The sequence below is a fragment of the Alkalilimnicola ehrlichii genome (assembly GCF_003399765.1).
Classification (GTDB): domain Bacteria; phylum Pseudomonadota; class Gammaproteobacteria; order Nitrococcales; family AK92; genus AK92.
In genome coordinates this window covers 62,543-79,475 of the sequence record NZ_NFZV01000022.1, presented here as the reverse complement: position 1 = coordinate 79,475, position 16,933 = coordinate 62,543, and the positions used below count along the sequence as shown (strand labels likewise).

Here is a 16,933-nt window from a genome sequence, read left to right as displayed (position 1 = left end):
GGCGCTAGATCCTTTTCTTCCTTGTAGTCGCCGCGTGCGTAGGAGCCGAAGAGAATAATCATCGCCACCGGCGTGACCTGGCGCAGCAGCTCGACGATCTCTTCAAGCTCGCGCTGTTTGTCTTCCGGCAGATGGCTTAAATCGGTACGCATCGGTGAGTCGTCATCGAGACTGTGCATTATCGGCCCCATCGTCGTCATGCTTCTCTAACATCCTTATTCTTGTCGCACGCACGCCGGTATGGTGCCACGATTCGCGCAGCGGGGGTAATAGCCTGAGCCGTTGTTACTCTGCGAGTGCCGTTACGCTCCTTATCCAGGCTCCCTGTCTTGGCGACGGTATGTATGAGCAGAATTATTGTCGGCGCAGATCATAGACCTCAAGCGAACGCATGGTGCCGAATGCGGAAGTTCGCTAAGGTATTAGTAATCAACAATACAAACAGGGCCTTGCGGTAGCCAAAGCGCGGCATCATGAAACGCGCGGTTGTTTGCCATCGTAGAACACGCGGCCTGATCACTGTTGGAGCGAAGAAGGGAATCCAGTGCAATTTGTCATTCGGCAAGCAACGGCTGGCGATGCCGCTGAAATCGCCCGTTTAGTGAACGCAGCTTATCGACCAGGAGTCGGGCACGGTGGCTGGACCCACGAGTCCGAACTCGTTGAGGGCGATCGGATCAGCCCGGCGCAAGTCACAGAAATTCTGCGGAATTCCTTGATTCTGGTAGGGTTTCAAGGCTCGCAGCTCATCGCATGCGTGCAGATCGAGCATAACGGTCGGCAAGCGCATATCGGCATGCTCGCGGTGCTGCCCGAGCTGCAAGCAGCAGGCGTCGGCGGCGCCATGCTGACGGAGGCGGAGCACTACGCCGCGGCACATCTTGGCGCCGAAGATCTTGTTCTGGTCGTGGTTAGCGCCAGGAGCGAGCTGATTGCATACTATCGGCGCCGTGGCTACAAGGAAACCGGGCAGCGGCTCGCTTATCCGCTTGCGAGCGGCGTAGGCATTCCTCGGAGCGATGCTCTGGATCTCACGGTCCTGAGCAAGCGCTCCAACAAGCCCTTACAACCGACAGGCTAACGCCCGCGGCTGATGAAGCGCCGCGTTATGGGTATCGAGTATGAAAAATCCGTTGCTAGGCGAAATCAGAAAACTAGGCTTGCCCATCAGGTGCTTAGCAGCTTTTATCCTGCTCTGTGTCCTGGTGGCCGTTATTGGTTTGGTGAGCGCAGCGATTACCGAACCATTTCATCCTGCTTTGCTCCTTGGTTTCGTAATCGCCGGAGTCCTGGGGCATGTTGCCGGCAGCATTACATTCAGCGGGTATGCACCTAGATATTTGTGGTTTGCTCATGGGCCAAACCGCAACACCTAGAACACGCCCCCAGCCACCGATTGTCGGCGGCGTTAAACAACGCCCAACCCCTGCCCCCGCTACCCGACTCCCGAACAGGCGGCCAACCGGCCGCCTGTTTTCGTTTCGGCGCCCAATCCCACCCTTCGGAAACAGCCGGACGGGAAGCGTCCAGCCAGCAATCCGAACACTTTCGCCCGGCGCAGCGGCTGACTCGGCCCGACATCTCCAATGCTAGTACCACAAAGCACTCCGGCCATTGCTTGACAAGCCTAATTGTTTGGATGATGATCAACATCCAATAAGATTACAATTATCATCCAAACAAAAAAGGGGGTGCTATTCCGCCGCTGTTTGCTGCGAATACCGTTTCGACCGCTGTTACTTATTGATCCCGTTCACTTTTGTCGCGTGAGGTAGAATGATGACTGTACACAGGCCTGGCTTAGCAACATCCTTCATTGTCGTTTCGGCGATAGCGATAGCCTTGTGGCTGAGCACCATTGTGACGCTGGGGGCGCTAGGGGTATTTCATGTACCCGCAGGCTCGCCTCCGCTGCCCACCCTGATTGCCATAGCGGTCCCACCCACGCTGTTCCTAGCATTGCTCAAAGGTAGCGCGTGGTTCCGCGAACAGGTGCTTGCCATCGATCCGGTCTGGCTGGTTGCAGTGCATGGCCTACGAATTTTGGGGGCGGGGTTCCTCGTGGCGTATGCCTTGGGTGCATTGCCCGGTATATTTGCCCACCCCGCGGGCTGGGGGGATATTCTGGTTGCCTTGCTGGCACCGTTTGTCGCCGTCGTGCTTGCCAGAAACGCGGCATTCTTGCGCTCGAAATGGCTATGGCGGTTTCACTTCCTGGGGATGTTGGACTTCGTTGGCGCGGTGGGGTCGGGCCTGATTGCCAGGCACCTGCTGAATGCGGGCTACGATATGCCGACAACGGGGGCACTCTCTCAGTTTCCCTTACTGCTGATCCCGTGCTTTGCCGTCCCGCTGTGGATATGCCTGCACCTTGCGGCTTTTTACCAGATTCGTTCAGCCCGACAACAGGCTCGCGATGATAGTCGCCAACAGACAGCGGACGCCGTGCCAGCTCACCCCTAGGACATCAAGCTACGGATTGGCGATCCCGGTTCCTGGCAAGGCGCGGCCAGCGGCCCCGGCCGCTGGCCGGCTCACTGAACAGGTATATCTAGGCGTGAAGGCGTACTAGGTTTTGGCGCGCGGAAGCGAGGAACGCATCGGATAACTGACGATCATCCAGCGCCCTGGCCGTCACGAGCGCGCCGACCATGCCGCCGACGATAGCCTTAGCTGCGTCTTGCTCGTGCTCGGGAAGGTACTCGGCAACGAGTTCCACCAGTTGCTGGATCCCCTGCCCCAGGGCGCACCGGGGAGCCCCTTCGTAGCGTGCGAGTTCGGAGCCCAAGGCGGCGATGGCGCAGCCCTGCTCAGGGTGGTCGCGGTGTGCTGGGGAAAGATACGTGTCGATAATGGCCTGTAGTCCCTGGCCGGCCGGTGCCCGTCTCGCGGCGGCCGCCAGTCTGTTTGCGGTTTGATCGAGTGCCCACGCACAAGCTTCGGCAATCAAAGCATCCTTCGACGAAAAATGCTTGTAGAACCCGCCATGCGTGAGTCCCGCTTCCTTCATCACGTCCTGAACGCTGATGCCGCCGGTGCCGAACTTCCGGTAGGCGTTGGCGGCGGTAACCACGATCTTCTCCCGCGTTAATGCGGCCTCTGCTCTGGACTTACGCATAAGCTCTCCGACGGACGAGGAATTTTGGATTACGATGATAATCCCAACTGGGGGGCAGACGCCATCTCCGCGCTTAGTTTTGGTAATACAAACAAAGGGGCGTCCAGCTTGTAGGAGCGCCGGGACAGCCAGTAGATGAAATGAGCCAGTGGCCGATTTACCTTCGACACATAACCCGGCGCTCTTCCGCCCACGAAATGGTTCGGCCATCCCGTGGGCGGAAGGCTCCGAGCGCTTCAGCGCCTTAGGCGTCGGGCGCGAACGGCAGCGAGGAGTGATGGAGCACGATACGCAGATCGCCCTGCTCGTCTTTCTTGAAGCCCCACGTCTTGTCCACAGTGGTCGTCTGGCCGCTCTCGTCGGTCAGGATGACGTGACCCATCGTCAGAGCCAGATTCCCATTGATGTAGACGGCGGCATTGTTGACGCTGAAGTCGGTCCAGCCCTTTAGCGCGAAGCCTTCGTCACTCGGGAAATCGCCATTATGGCCGACGAAGTAAGCCAGGGCCCCCTCGCGGCTGGTTCGGAAGGTCTGCTCGCCGCTGGCAAGGGTGGGTTTGAAAAGTACCGGGCCGAAACTATAGCCGTACGCAGCATCCAGCACCGCCTCGGCTGTTTCCCGGGCCTTATCGATCCCGCCCTTGCTGTAATCGGAGCTGATCTGAATGAGGGCTTTTCCCCAAGCATTCTGCGCCGCCTTGACCTCGGCTTCAGTAACGTTATTGTTGACGACGTTCGTGTTAGCAAAAGCGGCACTCCCTGCCAGAGAGAGCGCAATTGCACAGGCAAATGAAAGCTTCGATTTCATTCGATTACCTATTTGTATTGTGTAGAGCCCACGGAGCTTGCGGTTAGCCGCCTTGCCTCGCGGGCCGGTTTATGGTCGGCACTCTAGGAGACCGGCTGGCGCGGGAATCAGTTCCGTCGAATTCGGAGAAAGTTACGAACCAGGAGAAACTAAGAAGTAAGAAGAGGGCAGCCACTCAACAGGAAACAGGCACACGGGATCGGCTTCCTGTTTTTATGCACCAACACCCCTCCAGGCTGATTGAGAATGGCCAGGTACATCAAGCGTGCGCGCATAATATTGATGTGTTTATGTATAGAGCTGAATAATCGAGGTGCGCGATCAGAGGTTGGATAGAAGCCCCTCCAGCGCCCCCGGCACACCGAAAAGCCAGGGGTTAGGCATTTCATCGGTACGAGAACGTGAAAATAAAGATAGCCTTAATCGTAGCTGCCGCCTTGATTGCGGCCTTATACGGCGTCAAGAACCTCGCCGACGCTCGCTCTTTCCAACTCTTTGGAAATCTCGTCCATCGCGTTGATACGGAAAAGCCTTGGGTCGCACTGACCTTCGACGACGGCCCCACACCAGAGGCTACGGAACGCATCCTCGCCATTCTGGCGCGCAACGAGGTTCCGGCAACGTTCTTCTTCACGGGTGCCGAACTCGCCGCCAATCCCGGGCTTGCCGAAAAGTATGTCGCCGCCGGCCATGAGCTCGGCAACCATACGTATTCGCATCGCCGAATGCTGCTACGCAGCCCCATGTTCATTCGCCACGAGATCGAGGATACCGACGCTCTCATCCGAGCCAGCGGTTACGAAGGCCCTATTTACTTCCGCCCCCGTACGGGAAGAAGCTGGTGGGATTGCCTTGGTATCTCTCCCGCACCGATCGGAAAACCATCATGTGGGATGTTGAACCGGAGTCATATCCGGAAATCGCGCGCAGTGCGGAGCACATCGTAGAGCATGTCGCGCAGCAGGTACGACCAGGCTCCATCATCCTTCTGCACGTGATGTATCCCAGCCGGGAAGAGTCGCTACAAGCGGTTGAAGGTATCATTCGGCGTCTGGAGCAGGACGGTTATCGATTCGTAACCGTATCCCAGTTGCTGGGGGCCTAGTGAATCGTAGAGCAATCGCGGTGCGTGACCTTACGAGAGCCAACAACAACGCTTCAACCATTTACCTCAAACGGTTGAAGCGTTGCTTGCCCACTGCGCCAAAAATCCTGAGATCTTTTCTTCAATCTGGCTCTCGACGGTTCGCAACCGGAGCAATGAGATATTGCTCTTCTTCAGGATGCTGTTTTTCAATGCATCCCGCTCAACCTGCTGCGGCTTGTCATGAGAGCCGCCATCGACCTCAATCACCGCCAACGGCGTCTTTCCTACCCTGAAATAAATCACAAAGTCACAACTGGCACGGTTTCTCATGAATTCCCGCTCTCGCGCCGTCAATGCTTCGTTGGTCGGCGAGACCAACTGGTTCAACGCAATCTGTGAGTGGAACATCATCGCCCAGTAGGACTCCTGGGACATCACATCACGTAATAGCCCCGCCACGATCTGCTCAGACTTGAATCGAGAGTCATCAGGACACAACCTGGAGTTGAGTCGCTCCAGGGATTGGTCGTATTCTTTGTAAAGCAGGTCGAAGGCCGAAACGACAGGGGCCCGATGAATCTGCTTCTCGTCCGCGTAGTATTCAATGTAGCGTACCAACGCGGCAATTTGTCCGTTGTTCGCGGAAAAAACATCGTCGCCCGTCACTAGGGTGAATTTATTTTTGGCTCGCGATACCGCCACATTGACTATTTGGGGGTCATCCACAAACCCCAAGCTTCTTGGGTCGAGGCACTTCTTGTCCAGCACGGTGGAAAAGACGACCTCCTCGCATTCCCTGCCCTGAAATTTATGGACGGTGTCCTTGACGAAATCAGCCGGCAAATGCGCCTCTGACAGCTTGACTTGAGCCCTGTATGGCGCAATGAAACCCCTTGCATTCGCTGAATCCCATTCGATTTCTCCACCCAACTCGAGCGTCTTACGCAATGAGTCCAATTCTCGCAGATTCGAGTTGTTCCGCGTGTGGTTTCCCTTAGCGGTGACGATCAACTTCATCGCCTGTTCGCCTGCATCTCGCGTCATAGGAATGAGCTGGTTGTCATAATACTGCTGATTGCAAAATTGGATGATCTTCGGATGGCACCGGTAGTGCTCTTTCAGCAGCGTCCGCGGCAGCGAACCGTTGAAAACGCTGATGCACGAATCGAGCAAACTGTACTTTTCACAATCGTAAAAGTTGCAGGGGGGAGCGACACCCAGTTCTGTTGGAATGTGCGCAAGCTGCTTTCTGTCACCGACGACAATCAAGTTTCTGGCACAGCTCAGTGCCAGAACTCCTGGGACGATGTCCTGCTGCGAGGCCTCGTCGATAATGACATAATCAAGAACCGCGCCATTGCCAATCGAATTGACGATGGAATGTGTACTGCTGCCAATGATTGGATAACGCCTCACAAAGGAATCGAACTTCCGTTGGTATGTCTGCGCATCGAAGGTTTCCCGATAAGGGACATTCTCATGGAGGTAGGATTTTAGGTAGAGCATCGAACTGCGGGTCAGGTCATGCAGCAACGCCTTGAAGTTGCCCCGCTCCAACGCATCTCTATGAACAGCCAACGCCGCCTTCTTGTCCATTAGCGCCTTATCGTAATAGTGGAGTTGCAAGGCATAGATCATGGACTTGCGCTTCTCCCCATCATCGAAAGGCTTCATGCGCAAATTTTGAAATTGAGCAGCAGCTCGATCCGATCCCTGAATCTGATCCGGCGCTCGCTAAGGTGGTCCAAATAAGCCATAAGGTCCACCGTTTTTGTGGGGACAGTTTGTACTTATCAAGAGAAGCTGACACGCTTACGTTGTTTTCGCTTTGCCATTGCAGCAGATAGCCCCGCTCTATGTTCAATTCGTCGACTTCAGCCTGCAGCCTGACCACCTCGTTCTGGGTATGTAGATACTGCTTCAACTGCGCTAGAACAGACTGGATATGATCCATGCCAGGCGCGGGCTCGGGAGTTTCTGACGATATGGCGGACATACCCGAAAAAAGCGATTACGGTTATCCTGGCTTCCTAGTTTGGCGACTACATGATCCAGTCCGCTCTTGGATAACTTTTCATAGACGTTCTCCACCGCAGGGTTGTTGTTGGACAGGATCGCGACGCTTTTTCCACGCAAAAGGATATTCGCTATGATGTTCAAGATCGTCTGAGTTTTCCCTGTGCCAGGGGGGCCTTCGATCAGACTGATTTGAGAGGTGAAGGCCCGCTCCACTGCCTTAAGCTGGCTTTCATTGACGCCGAAAGGATAAATGAAGCCCCCCTCATCTACCTGATCTTGATTCTGCCCTGCGCAGTAGGCGTGCAGGACGGTGTCTGGGTGAGGAAGCGCCTTCTCCAATTGCCGTAACACATTTTCGGCAATTGGCTTTTTTGCGGGTTAGCCCGATCTACCCGTGCCTCTGCCACAGAAACAAAATAACGGAATATCGCTTCATTCTTGATGCTCGTCTTCGGGACAAGCTCAATATCGTCCAGATTCCTTACGTAAACATTCTGACTATCGGGATACCGAACGAGGGCGTACTTCTCTCCATAGACTTTCACACTATCGACCGCATAAAATACAGAGCCGCCTTTTTCTACAATCAGCCCCCCTTGAACTTCCCGGGTAGGAACAACCTCGCATTTTTTCAGCGGACAGGAATAGCTCTTACCAGAATGGAAGTGGCAAATCAGCCTCACCCCACCCTGTTTGGGGCTCCATTTTATTTCCCAGTTACTGAGTTGCCTGGTTCTATCTTCACCATTTACATAGATGGAAACCATAGGTCCTTATGCATCAACTATATGTAGACATAGAAACATCGGGCATGATGTCAGAATACAAATCCAACTCGCCCCCCAAGCAGTGCTATTCTGCCACTGTTACCGATATCAGCACCATGAATACCAGCGTTAGCTTGGTTCGGCCCTTCGTTACAAACCCTCAAGAACAGGAGAAGAGGTGTCCCGGTGCAGGCCTTACGAGAGTCCGCCTCCATAGGCCACTTGTCGAGGAAAAACGCCGTTGATACTATTCTGAGCCTCGTTACATCTTCTACCGTCAACGCGAGACACCTAATGGGGTCGAAAAAGTCAGACAAATAAGCCGCAACAGCGCATAGCGATGTTGCGGCAATCTGCCCACTCATACTCTCAGATTACCCTTGAGGCAGATCGCCGCCGAATGTTTTCCATTTGAGCGGGTGTATTACTGTGTCTGACTCATGTTCCAAGGCGTGGAGCTTCACGCTGCCTGCGGCCTTGTTGCTCATGGCCCCATTTAACATCCTGGCCTCGCTGGCCATGGACATTTATCTCCCGATCGTTCCGGCAATGCCCGACGTGCTGGATACGACACCGTCGGTCATACAGCTCACACTAAGCCTGTATATCATCGTGCTCGGTGTCGGTCAGGTCATCTTTGGCCCCTTATCGGATCGCATCGGCAGACGACCGATACTACTAATCGGCTCGACGCTTTTTGCAATGGCCTCCTTCTCGCTCGCAGCCACTACCGATGCCGCGACTTTCGTCCTGCTGCGGCTACTCCAGGCGGCCGACGCATCCGCAATACTTGTCGCGCTATTCGCCACCGTACGAGATGTTTATGCGGAACGCCCCGAGAGCGCGGTTATCTACAGCCTCCTCAATTCGATGCTTGCATTCGTTCCTGCGTTGGGCCCGATTGCCGGCGCTGTTATCGCCGATATCTTCGTCTGGCGGGGTATTTTCCTCGCCCTCGCTCTACCGATGCTTGTCTTAGTATCTTTTGCATCGCTCAAATGGCATGAAACACGACCGCCAATGCAACACTCGGCACAACGAGAAGCCGCGTTCGTTCCTATCCTCAAAAACGCTACGTTCTGGGCTTATACGCTGGGTTTCAGCGCGGCGATGGGCTCGTTTTTTGTGTTTTTCTCGACAGCACCCCGTGTTCTGATAGAACAAGCGGGTTTTACGGAGTTTGGGTTCAGCCTGACTTTCGCCACCGCGGCGCTGGCGATGATTATCACGGCCCGCTTCGCGAAGAGCTTCGTCGAGCGTTGGGGCATTCTTGGCAGTGTCGTGCGCGGCATGCTTATGCTACTGCTCGGCGCGGCCCTGCTAATCGGCGGGCAGTTGTTCCTGGAGCCTTCGTTCTGGTCTTTCGTGCTACCAATGTGGGTGATCTCGATCGGTATTGTGTTCGCGTCGTCCGTAACCGCGAACGGAGCACTCGCGGCGTTCGGCCATGTCGCCGGTACGGCCGTTGCGCTGTACTTCTGCCTTCAGAGCCTCATCGTAGGCATTGCCGGCACGCTGTTGGTCGTGCTTCTGGATGGCAGCACGGCGTGGCCTCTCGCAGCTTTCGCTACTCTCATGGCGCTCGTCACATTGCTCGCCCTGGCATACGCGCACCGTTTTAGCGGTACGGTTCAACCTACTGCTTAGGCGAGAAAAGATTCGGGAGCGCCACTCGGTGGCGCTCCCTATCTATATTTATACCGTCCCCATACCAAGATGGCAGCCGCAAAGCTGCTCAATGGCAACCACAATGCCCTCTGCTTACGTTGGTCAGTCCAAAGTATCTGGTCGACCAATCAGCGTAAGTAATCAGCGCGCCAGTAACGATTAGAGCTATAATGCGGCTCGCAGCGGCGTGAAGAGAGCCGTTCAAAAGAAAGCGGCCATGCAAACCGTCAGGTCATGTCGCTATAGCAGCCGTTCTCAATTTCTTCGATAAGCCCCGGCTGCGAAGGCGACCAATTGAGCATCCGTCTTGCCTTCTCGGCGGTCACGCGACTGTTAGATCCAAACGCAAAATGCGCGGCCTCCGGCCCCCACCTCAACGCGGCCTCGTCTACCGCGAGCTCAGCCGTTGCGCCACCGAAACCGAGCATCCGGCTGATCGCGGCCGCAATGTCTTTAAGGCTGCTCTCCCCTTGTTCGGCGAAGAAGAAGGACCCGGCTGGCGCGGCGTCTAGCGCAAGCAGATAAAGCTCCGCGAGATCACCGATGTGCACGTGGGACCAGATGTTCTTACCTTCGCCAATATGCCTGCCATGACCGCTCTCCCGGGCGAGTTCGATGAGCCATGGGATCTGGATACTGTCAACCTTTGCCCCCGTCCCAAGCCCGTAAATCATCGTTGGGCATAGGACAACACTGTGTACGCCTCGGGACGCCGCCCCGGCGACCGCCCGATCAATCGCCACCCGTCCGGCTTTCTCAAACCGCGGTGCAATATGGCTATCTTCGGAAAATACCGGCGAACTATGCACACCGGAAGCCATATCTCCGACTACGCTCGACCCACTTGTGTGGATAAATCGCTTGCCGGTTCCCTCCAGAGCCGTTAACAGGGCACTTGCCGCAAAGGCATCGTCCGCATCGGCCGCATTGATAACGGCGTCGGCTGCCCGCGCTTCTTTAGCCAACAAAGACCAGTGCGCCAAGCTGCCGCGCACCGGCGCAACGCCTAATCTCTCAAGGGCCTGTGCGGCAGTGTCTGTTCTAGCCAACCCCCGGACTGTCGCCCCGCGTTCGAGTAACAACCGCGCAACTGAGCCCCCGATATACCCCGTGGCTCCAGTGACGAATACTTGCATCTTCCTCTCCTGGCGTAATGGTCACATCGGCCTCCATCGTAGTTGCAGAGATGGCTTTGCACTATAATCAAAAGCGACAAACAGCTTGTGACAAAAACGCATGACCAAATCCCGCCTTGATGAAATGGAAACGTTCGCTATCGTCGCGACGACAGGGAGTTTTTCCGAAGCAGCGCGACGGCTTGGCATTTCCCCGTCGGCCGTTAGCAAGCTCATGACGCGACTGGAGCGACGACTAGGCGTACGGCTTATCAACCGATCGACTCACGGGCTGTCATTAACGGCGGAAGGCGACAGTTACTCGCAGTCATGCCGAAGCATCCTCGACACGATAGAAGAAGCGGAAGCGAAGATTTGTGGCATATATACAGCGTTGAAGGGAACCCTGCGGGTCAGTACTTCAGGCGCATTCGCTTATCATTATATCGCGCCGCGACTGCCGGCTTTTCGAGATCGATACCCGCACATCAAAGTCGACATCCTTATCTCCGACAACCTGATTGATCTAGTAGAAGAGCGTGTAGATGTCGCGTTGCGCATTGGGATGCTAAAAGACTCGGCGCTACACTTCAGAAAAATTGGCACCACCGCGACGGTATATGTGGCCGCTCCAGAGTATCTAGGACATGCCGGTACGCCGAAGTGCCTAGAGGATCTTGCGGACCACAATATGCTGGGCTACCCCCTGAACCACTCCCGTCATTCGCGTGAGAATGACGACAACGTGAACTTCGCAACGGATAGCGGAGAGATGCTGCGGCATCTGGCGTTGCAAGGACTCGGTATCGCTCGAATGGCAAGTTTCCACGTTAAGAACGATCTCTCTGAGGGGCGTCTTGTTCAAATACTCAAGAATGAGTCGGCCGGCAGTTTCGACACAATCACGGCTTTGTTTCCGGCACACCGGCAACCAGCGCCTCGTATTTCGGCTTTCATTGATCATTTGATCGAGACGGACAAGAGTACGACCTAACTAGCTGCTGGAGGTGCTGAGCCGGAGCTTGAATGGGTGACCCGTGCCGGTGCACCCCCGCGTCCTTTTCAGCCCCCTTGCCTCGTGGTGACGGCAAACACCGTGCGCGCCTTGATGTCGAAACCGCAGGTAGGCCAGTCGAAGAAAACCCGGGCTTCGTAACGACCCGGTTCGCTTATTACTATTGTGTGTTCGCCACTTGTCGTACCGCCAGTGAACTGCCACTCGCCCCAGTCGTCGACCGGTGCGCCATGCCTGACCACGGTCACCCAATCCTGCTCGTTACCGGGGAGTCCGGAATACTGAATAACGACGAGCTCGCCCGGACGGTACCACGCCTTGTCGGTAGCAATGGTTGCCCCCACGGCGACACAGGGATCAGGCTGTAAACGGCCGATCAACAGTGGTAGACACAGGACGAGGCCCAGCGCCCAATAAAGAGTCCAATGAGTACGCGCCCACTGAAGACGGCGCCGAAGCGCTACCAGCAACGGCCAAAGCAGCATGGCTACGCCAAGCAGCGTCAAAGTGTACGCCATGGAGTCCAGATACGACGCGATCCAGCGCGGCACGGTCTCGGCCAGCTGCGACGCCGGCATGCCGCCAACCAGATGCGCAAGCACACCCCACACAATCAGCAGCGTCAATCTGACCACATAGGCTGCGGGAAACAGCAGCAATAAGATCACTAGGCTGACCGGTCGGTGTGCGTTGTGCGCCATCCAACAACGCAAACCCAGCGGCGGATGCGCGATGCGCTGTACCAGCCAGCCCATGCGGCGCTCTGGTTCGCGCTGTTGTGACAGCCAGTGAGATAACGCGCCGGGCTTGGACTCGCGGGCTATAGCGAAGCGATCCGCGTTGAGCTCGGCACACCAGACGCCGACGACAGGCACAATGAACAGTGCCAGCGTCCAAAGCAGCACGGTGATAATTATCGGCACTAGCGCGGGGATGATCTGCAGAAACAACCGGCCCAGGATTTCCCGCAACGGCGAGTCGCCGCCTGGTAAAGGCTGCGTTGCCAGGATTCCGGCGCTTTCAACAGCCCATACCAGCAAAGCGAGCCCTAGAGCCACCGGCACCCAAAGTCCGACTAGCGCACGCAGCGGTGAGGCAACCCCCATCAGTATGGCGTCCCGATGCCTATGATGAGCAAGCTCGTGCAGCAAGATGGCCTCGCCCGCCGGGCGGTTGCGGCGCCAGACTCTCAGTAGACCGCCAAATATCGCAAGGGTATCGTTTGTATAACGGGTCGGATACACGCGGGCGATACGCCTCGACTCTGCCAGCTGCCATTTGATTTCCACTCGCGGCGCCCGCTCATGGATGAACGTTTGGACCTCCCGAACAGCGGCGCTGGGGTAGTCTTTGGAAAGCTCGGCAAGAGCATAACGCCGCTCAACCCAGCGCGCCCTCAACTGCGGGAACAGTAGCGCGATTATAGCGAGCGCGAGCGTCGCAGTAGGCAGCGCCTCCAGAATGGTTGGCGTCAACACCAACCGGCTGAAGCCGGAGCTGTACAACTCTCCCGTATACGGAATCGACAGCAATGCGCGGATAGAACCGCGAAAATGGCTGAACCAGTCCGGTGCGCGCCAGATGAACAGCGCAATCCAGATCCACAACCAGGGCGGTGCTTGCAGACCTGCCCAGCCGGGGCGATCCTGCTCAGTCACGCCCCTGGTTCAACCGAGCTAGGAGAGCGTCGCCGCTCGCGGGCTCCTCGACCAAGGCGGCCACGGCTTCGCGGCCGATTTCCTCAGCCCGCTCCTTCTCAACACCCAGTGCTACCAGGTGGCCAGCCAGTCGATTGACCGCACGTTCGACGCTATCCAGCAGCTGCGTCTCAGAGCTCTGACGTAACTGTTTGCGTCGCTCCAACTTCTCTCGGATGCTCAGGTAGCCGAGCACGGTGTTAACAGAGCCAACTACCACGGCAACCACGGGCACGAGACACTCCGCGGACAGGCGGATCGCTTCGATCACGGCAACCAGATCGGAGGCCTCCACCGGGCCAAATATACCGCATAGCTCAACATCCTCCGCCCCCCAAGTAGGGCCTGCCATTGTCGCTCCCCTTCGCAGGCAGCATCGACTATCGCCGGCGCCAAATCGATTTCGTCCGGGGCAATACGTTGTGCCAATCGCTGAGCGACTGCGTAAACTTCGGGATTTGCAGTCAATCGATCACCTCCGCTCTTGGAGCTCTACTGGGAGATATATGGACACCTCCCTGAGGCCGAGAGAGAGAGAGAGAGAGAGGTATTGATCAAGTGCCGACGCTCAGCCAACGGCAAACCGCAAAACGGTTTGATGATCGGCTGTAGCGGATGGTTATACACAGCCCCCCGCACAGTCTGACATGGGCTTTCGATGGTAGTCAGACACTAAGCCTCCCTTCATCTCTATGTGGCAACAAGCAAGTAGCTTCGCTTTGAGCATTGCTCTTCCGCGCGCAGCCCTGCTCTTAATGGCCGAAACCGAGACGCCCTGTTCTTCGGCCAGCGCACGCATAGCTTTCCCCTCCAGCTCGGTGGCAAGCAGCGTCTCGCGATACAGAGGCGGCAGCCGCTCGATGAACGGCCGCAGGCACAGAGAGAGCTCCTGATGCAGGCTTGCTTCATCGTCTTCATCGTCTGGCAACTCCTCATCGAGCGCCTGCGTAGGCGCAGCTTGCGCCCGGTAATGATCAACCAGCACCGTTCGCGTAGCTGCGTAGAGCCAACCGGCCAGATTATCGATGCGGCGCCCGGATTCCTGCGCCGTCAGCGCCTTCAAGAAGACATCCTGCAACAGGTCGTCGGCCTGCGCGGGGTCGGGCAAGCGCCTACGCAAATAGCGGCGCAGGCTCAGCCGAAAGTGGGTAAAGGCGTCCTTAAGGTCCTCGGTTGCAGGGTTCATGCCTGTCATCCTTCAGTTGCAGCAGCGTTCGTCAGCTTCCTTTGTCTCGCCGGGAACGCAGCATACGCCAGAGGCCTGCGAATTCGAGGACTCCGCCCCGTGCAGGGGGATGCAGCAGGCACCCGACGGCTCGGCAGTATCCTGCCCGAAGGTTTCGGCATCCGATAGCGTCAAGAAGTGCTCCCAAGCGATGCCTTGCGGGTCGACCGTCCAGTGCTTTTCGCTGCGTGCGTAGCAGCAGGCGGCCTTGCCTTGTTCGAGCGCCGCACCCTCGGAGGCGACGTCGGCCAGTTGCCTGAGGGTCGCCAGTTCCTCCGGATCTTCAGCCTGCATGCCGAAATGGTTCAATCCGCTCGCTTGGCCCCGGGACGAGATGGCGAAATTAAGGCGTGGGTTATCCAGCATCCATTTAGCGTAGTCCTCCCTCTGCTTGGAAGGCGGCAGCCCAAACAGATTGCTGTAGAAGGCAATATTGGCCGGCAGATCGGCAACAGCGATGTGTACATGGAATCGTTTCATCTGTGGCTCCAGTCAGTGTAAAGAGATGCATCGCGGATCGCGATACACTCCTATAGACGGGAAAGATGGCAAGTGGTCGCAAGGCGTCTTCAAAGCATGTGCATAAGACCGACGCGGAACCGCTGGCTGCAACCTGTGGTTAGCTTATTGTTCTTGTTGGCCTAAGGACATAGATGCCCTTGCCCTTCGTTGATTAACGATGCTTTAGCGCGAACTACCGCGCAAGCGGGCAGTACCAGACCGGCGATGGCGCACCTTATCAATGACACTTGCATCGAGCCGCGGGCACTTGTTGAAATCGGCAAACCTTTGCAGCTCGTCGCTTAAGGCGGGAAAAACTGATCCCGATCGAGCGGGCCATCTTCTAGGTGCAGACTTAAAACCTCGAAACGCTGGTCGGCCCGATGCGCCTTGCAGTCGATTCGAGCAACGAATTTATCGCCGTACAGAATTGGCAGACAAAAGTAGCCAAACACGCGCTTAGACGCGGCAACGTAACATTCGATCCGGTAGTCAAATTCGAACAGTGAACTCAAGCGGTCGCGGTGGATAACCGCATTGTCGAATGGGGACAGCACCTTAAGTGCACCGTCGATCGTCGGCGCTTGTTCGAGTGCCTTGATGTCCACATAGGCCGTCGGCGCACGGGCGTCACCCAGCACCCTCACCGCTCCGGCTTCGATACGCTCGTTGAGAACTTCACGCATTGCATCCCGCAAGGGTTTACCCGTCTTCAGGTGCAATAGCTGCTTCCAGGTGAAGACACCATGCGCCCTAAGTGTGGTATCGAACAAATAGGCCGCATATTCGCTCACCGTGGGCACGCTCAGATCGATCCCCTCTGGCAAACAGCGTTCGGTGAGGTCATAGGCCTTCTCCATGCCATTGCGTCCGCACACCATCAGATCGCCCTGCATGAACAGCTTATCGAGGGCGCGTCGGCCCGGCCCCCAGTTCCACCAATTGCCCTTACCCTTCTTCCCCGTGTCGAGATCACGCACCCGTAACGGTCCCTCTGCACTCACGCGGGCCAGGATCTCCTTCATCAGGCGTTTGTCGACATTGGTGTAATAGCGGTTTTCGCCATTACGTATAGACGCCATGTTCGGTAGCGCATAACGGTAGTCGCGCACTGGCAGATACGAAGCGGCGTGGTACCAATACTCAAAGATCTGCTGCTCGCCGATCAGTCGGTTCAAGTAGGCCGGGTCATAACCCGGCACTCGGTTCCACAAAGTATGGTGATGCGCGCGTTCAACCACCGACAGCGTATCAATTTGCACATAGCCAAGGTGCTCGATTGCGCGGCGCGTTCCAGACAAACCGGCGCCAAACTGCTGCCGCGACGCCAGACCTTGCTTGAACAACGCTAGACGTCTCAATTGCGACGTTATGGCGCAATCAAGGCTTTCAACAGTCATGTATTCCCCTTAACCGTTCGGATTGGCGGCTAATACAAAGCGGAGACAAGGGCGTCCGGGTGACGCGAATTGTTAGAGCATGCCCGATAGCTATTCATGCTGTAAAACATTAATAAGTTTGCCGAAAGGGTCGCGTACATAAAACCGACGAACGCCCCAAGGCTCAGTTACCGGCCCATACTCGATCTCAATGTTTTCGTTCTTCACTCTCTCCAAGACCGTCTCCAGACTGTCAACCTCTATGGAGAGATCAGGTACGGGCGTACCGGAACCACCCTCGGAGGCCACACTTATCTGGGTGGTCATTTCCTCGCCAGAGCTATAGGTTCTTATCCACCCATGATCCATCACTACCTTGAGCCCAAAATCACCGAGTAAAACTTATCAGCTTCTGGGGGACTAACTGCCGCAATGTTGGAGACAATGCGTTTTACCTTCATTTTTCCCCTCGCAGTCCATGGTTCATTAGCGCTAACAGCAATTAGACAGCGCGCTTCATGATTCCGGCTGGTA

18 protein-coding genes are annotated in these 16,933 nt (G+C 56.4%); 6 read left to right on the top strand and 12 right to left on the bottom strand.

What is annotated here, in order from left to right:
- Positions 1 to 200, bottom strand: a 200-nt coding sequence (locus CAI21_RS17660) for a nucleotidyltransferase domain-containing protein (protein WP_220348741.1), incomplete at its 3' end; no start/stop codon positions are given.
- A gap of 344 nt (positions 201 to 544) precedes the next feature.
- Here CAI21_RS17660 and CAI21_RS17655 point away from each other — a divergent pair.
- Positions 545 to 1,081: a GNAT family N-acetyltransferase gene (locus tag CAI21_RS17655; protein ID WP_116303498.1), complete on the top strand. Its 537-nt coding sequence runs from the start codon at positions 545 to 547 to the stop codon at positions 1,079 to 1,081.
- A gap of 695 nt (positions 1,082 to 1,776) precedes the next feature.
- Positions 1,777 to 2,463: a hypothetical protein gene (locus CAI21_RS17650; RefSeq protein WP_116348338.1), complete on the top strand. Its 687-nt coding sequence runs from the start codon at positions 1,777 to 1,779 to the stop codon at positions 2,461 to 2,463.
- Between the two features lie 88 nt (positions 2,464 to 2,551).
- Here CAI21_RS17650 and CAI21_RS17645 read toward each other — a convergent pair whose 3' ends face one another.
- Both CAI21_RS17645 and CAI21_RS17640 read right to left on the bottom strand, forming a co-directional pair.
- A complete protein-coding gene (locus tag CAI21_RS17645; RefSeq protein ID WP_116303496.1) occupies positions 2,552 to 3,118 on the bottom strand; it encodes a TetR/AcrR family transcriptional regulator in 567 nt (188 codons plus the stop codon).
- Between the two features lie 244 nt (positions 3,119 to 3,362).
- A complete protein-coding gene (locus CAI21_RS17640) occupies positions 3,363 to 3,926 on the bottom strand; it encodes a phosphoribosyl-AMP cyclohydrolase (protein ID WP_116303495.1) in 564 nt (187 codons plus the stop codon).
- Between the two features lie 401 nt (positions 3,927 to 4,327).
- On the opposite strand from CAI21_RS17640, the gene CAI21_RS26125 reads away from it, so the two are divergent.
- Both CAI21_RS26125 and CAI21_RS24185 read left to right on the top strand, forming a co-directional pair.
- Complete coding sequence (locus CAI21_RS26125; protein ID WP_220348737.1) at positions 4,328 to 4,873, top strand: polysaccharide deacetylase family protein; 546 nt, start codon at positions 4,328 to 4,330, stop codon at positions 4,871 to 4,873.
- Positions 4,813 to 5,031 carry a polysaccharide deacetylase family protein gene (locus CAI21_RS24185; protein ID WP_220348726.1) on the top strand — a complete coding sequence of 73 codons (219 nt, stop codon included), beginning with the start codon at positions 4,813 to 4,815 and terminating at the stop codon, positions 5,029 to 5,031. Before CAI21_RS26125 ends, CAI21_RS24185 begins: the two co-directional genes overlap by 61 nt.
- Positions 5,032 to 5,097: 66 nt before the next feature.
- Here CAI21_RS24185 and CAI21_RS24180 read toward each other — a convergent pair whose 3' ends face one another.
- Positions 5,098 to 6,687, bottom strand: coding sequence for an AAA domain-containing protein (locus tag CAI21_RS24180; protein WP_220348715.1), 1,590 nt, complete (start codon positions 6,685 to 6,687; stop codon positions 5,098 to 5,100).
- 255 nt (positions 6,688 to 6,942) lie between these two features.
- Positions 6,943 to 7,371: an AAA domain-containing protein gene (locus tag CAI21_RS24175; protein WP_220348711.1), complete on the bottom strand. Its 429-nt coding sequence runs from the start codon at positions 7,369 to 7,371 to the stop codon at positions 6,943 to 6,945.
- Between the two features lie 857 nt (positions 7,372 to 8,228).
- On the opposite strand from CAI21_RS24175, the gene cml reads away from it, so the two are divergent.
- The gene (gene cml, locus CAI21_RS17625) at positions 8,229 to 9,446 is read left to right on the top strand and encodes a CmlA/FloR family chloramphenicol efflux MFS transporter (protein WP_116303494.1); all 1,218 of its coding nucleotides are present in this window, start codon (positions 8,229 to 8,231) and stop codon (positions 9,444 to 9,446) included.
- 248 nt (positions 9,447 to 9,694) lie between these two features.
- Here cml and CAI21_RS17620 read toward each other — a convergent pair whose 3' ends face one another.
- Positions 9,695 to 10,603: an NAD-dependent epimerase/dehydratase family protein gene (locus CAI21_RS17620; RefSeq protein WP_116303493.1), complete on the bottom strand. Its 909-nt coding sequence runs from the start codon at positions 10,601 to 10,603 to the stop codon at positions 9,695 to 9,697.
- Positions 10,604 to 10,703: 100 nt separating this feature from the next.
- Here CAI21_RS17620 and CAI21_RS17615 point away from each other — a divergent pair, with 100 nt between their 5' ends.
- Positions 10,704 to 11,576: a LysR family transcriptional regulator gene (locus CAI21_RS17615; protein ID WP_116303492.1), complete on the top strand. Its 873-nt coding sequence runs from the start codon at positions 10,704 to 10,706 to the stop codon at positions 11,574 to 11,576.
- 68 nt (positions 11,577 to 11,644) lie between these two features.
- Here the strand turns inward: CAI21_RS17615 and CAI21_RS17610 are convergent, their stop codons facing one another.
- From CAI21_RS17610 to CAI21_RS26120, 6 genes are all read right to left on the bottom strand, one after another.
- A complete protein-coding gene (locus CAI21_RS17610) occupies positions 11,645 to 13,255 on the bottom strand; it encodes a hypothetical protein (RefSeq protein ID WP_116303491.1) in 1,611 nt (536 codons plus the stop codon).
- Positions 13,248 to 13,646, bottom strand: a complete 399-nt coding sequence (locus tag CAI21_RS17605) for a hypothetical protein (protein WP_116303490.1) — start codon at positions 13,644 to 13,646, stop codon at positions 13,248 to 13,250. The genes CAI21_RS17610 and CAI21_RS17605 overlap by 8 nt, the downstream gene beginning before the upstream one ends.
- A gap of 267 nt (positions 13,647 to 13,913) precedes the next feature.
- Entirely contained in the window at positions 13,914 to 14,480 is a 567-nt protein-coding gene (locus CAI21_RS17600) for a sigma-70 family RNA polymerase sigma factor (RefSeq protein WP_181919505.1), read from the bottom strand.
- A gap of 12 nt (positions 14,481 to 14,492) precedes the next feature.
- Complete coding sequence (locus CAI21_RS17595; RefSeq protein WP_116303488.1) at positions 14,493 to 14,999, bottom strand: ArsI/CadI family heavy metal resistance metalloenzyme; 507 nt, start codon at positions 14,997 to 14,999, stop codon at positions 14,493 to 14,495.
- A 323-nt stretch (positions 15,000 to 15,322) separates the two neighbouring features.
- A complete protein-coding gene (locus CAI21_RS17590; protein WP_220348681.1) occupies positions 15,323 to 16,420 on the bottom strand; it encodes a winged helix-turn-helix domain-containing protein in 1,098 nt (365 codons plus the stop codon).
- A gap of 90 nt (positions 16,421 to 16,510) precedes the next feature.
- Positions 16,511 to 16,726: a VOC family protein gene (locus tag CAI21_RS26120; RefSeq protein WP_404840893.1), complete on the bottom strand. Its 216-nt coding sequence runs from the start codon at positions 16,724 to 16,726 to the stop codon at positions 16,511 to 16,513.
- Between the last annotated feature and the right edge of the window lie 207 nt (positions 16,727 to 16,933).

Coding starts and splice junctions, on each gene's coding strand:
- CAI21_RS17640 (WP_116303495.1), bottom strand. CDS start 3,926: ATGAAATCGAAGCTTTCATTTGCCTGTGCAATTGCGCTCTCTCTGGCA.
- CAI21_RS17645 (WP_116303496.1), bottom strand. CDS start 3,118: ATGCGTAAGTCCAGAGCAGAGGCCGCATTAACGCGGGAGAAGATCGTG.
- CAI21_RS17615 (WP_116303492.1), top strand. CDS start 10,704: ATGACCAAATCCCGCCTTGATGAAATGGAAACGTTCGCTATCGTCGCG.
- CAI21_RS26120 (WP_404840893.1), bottom strand. CDS start 16,726: ATGACCACCCAGATAAGTGTGGCCTCCGAGGGTGGTTCCGGTACGCCC.
- CAI21_RS17600 (WP_181919505.1), bottom strand. CDS start 14,480: ATGAACCCTGCAACCGAGGACCTTAAGGACGCCTTTACCCACTTTCGG.
- CAI21_RS17620 (WP_116303493.1), bottom strand. CDS start 10,603: ATGCAAGTATTCGTCACTGGAGCCACGGGGTATATCGGGGGCTCAGTT.
- CAI21_RS24185 (WP_220348726.1), top strand. CDS start 4,813: ATGTGGGATGTTGAACCGGAGTCATATCCGGAAATCGCGCGCAGTGCG.
- CAI21_RS17595 (WP_116303488.1), bottom strand. CDS start 14,999: ATGAAACGATTCCATGTACACATCGCTGTTGCCGATCTGCCGGCCAAT.
- CAI21_RS17605 (WP_116303490.1), bottom strand. CDS start 13,646: ATGGCAGGCCCTACTTGGGGGGCGGAGGATGTTGAGCTATGCGGTATA.
- CAI21_RS17590 (WP_220348681.1), bottom strand. CDS start 16,420: ATGACTGTTGAAAGCCTTGATTGCGCCATAACGTCGCAATTGAGACGT.
- CAI21_RS17650 (WP_116348338.1), top strand. CDS start 1,777: ATGATGACTGTACACAGGCCTGGCTTAGCAACATCCTTCATTGTCGTT.
- CAI21_RS24180 (WP_220348715.1), bottom strand. CDS start 6,687: ATGAAGCCTTTCGATGATGGGGAGAAGCGCAAGTCCATGATCTATGCC.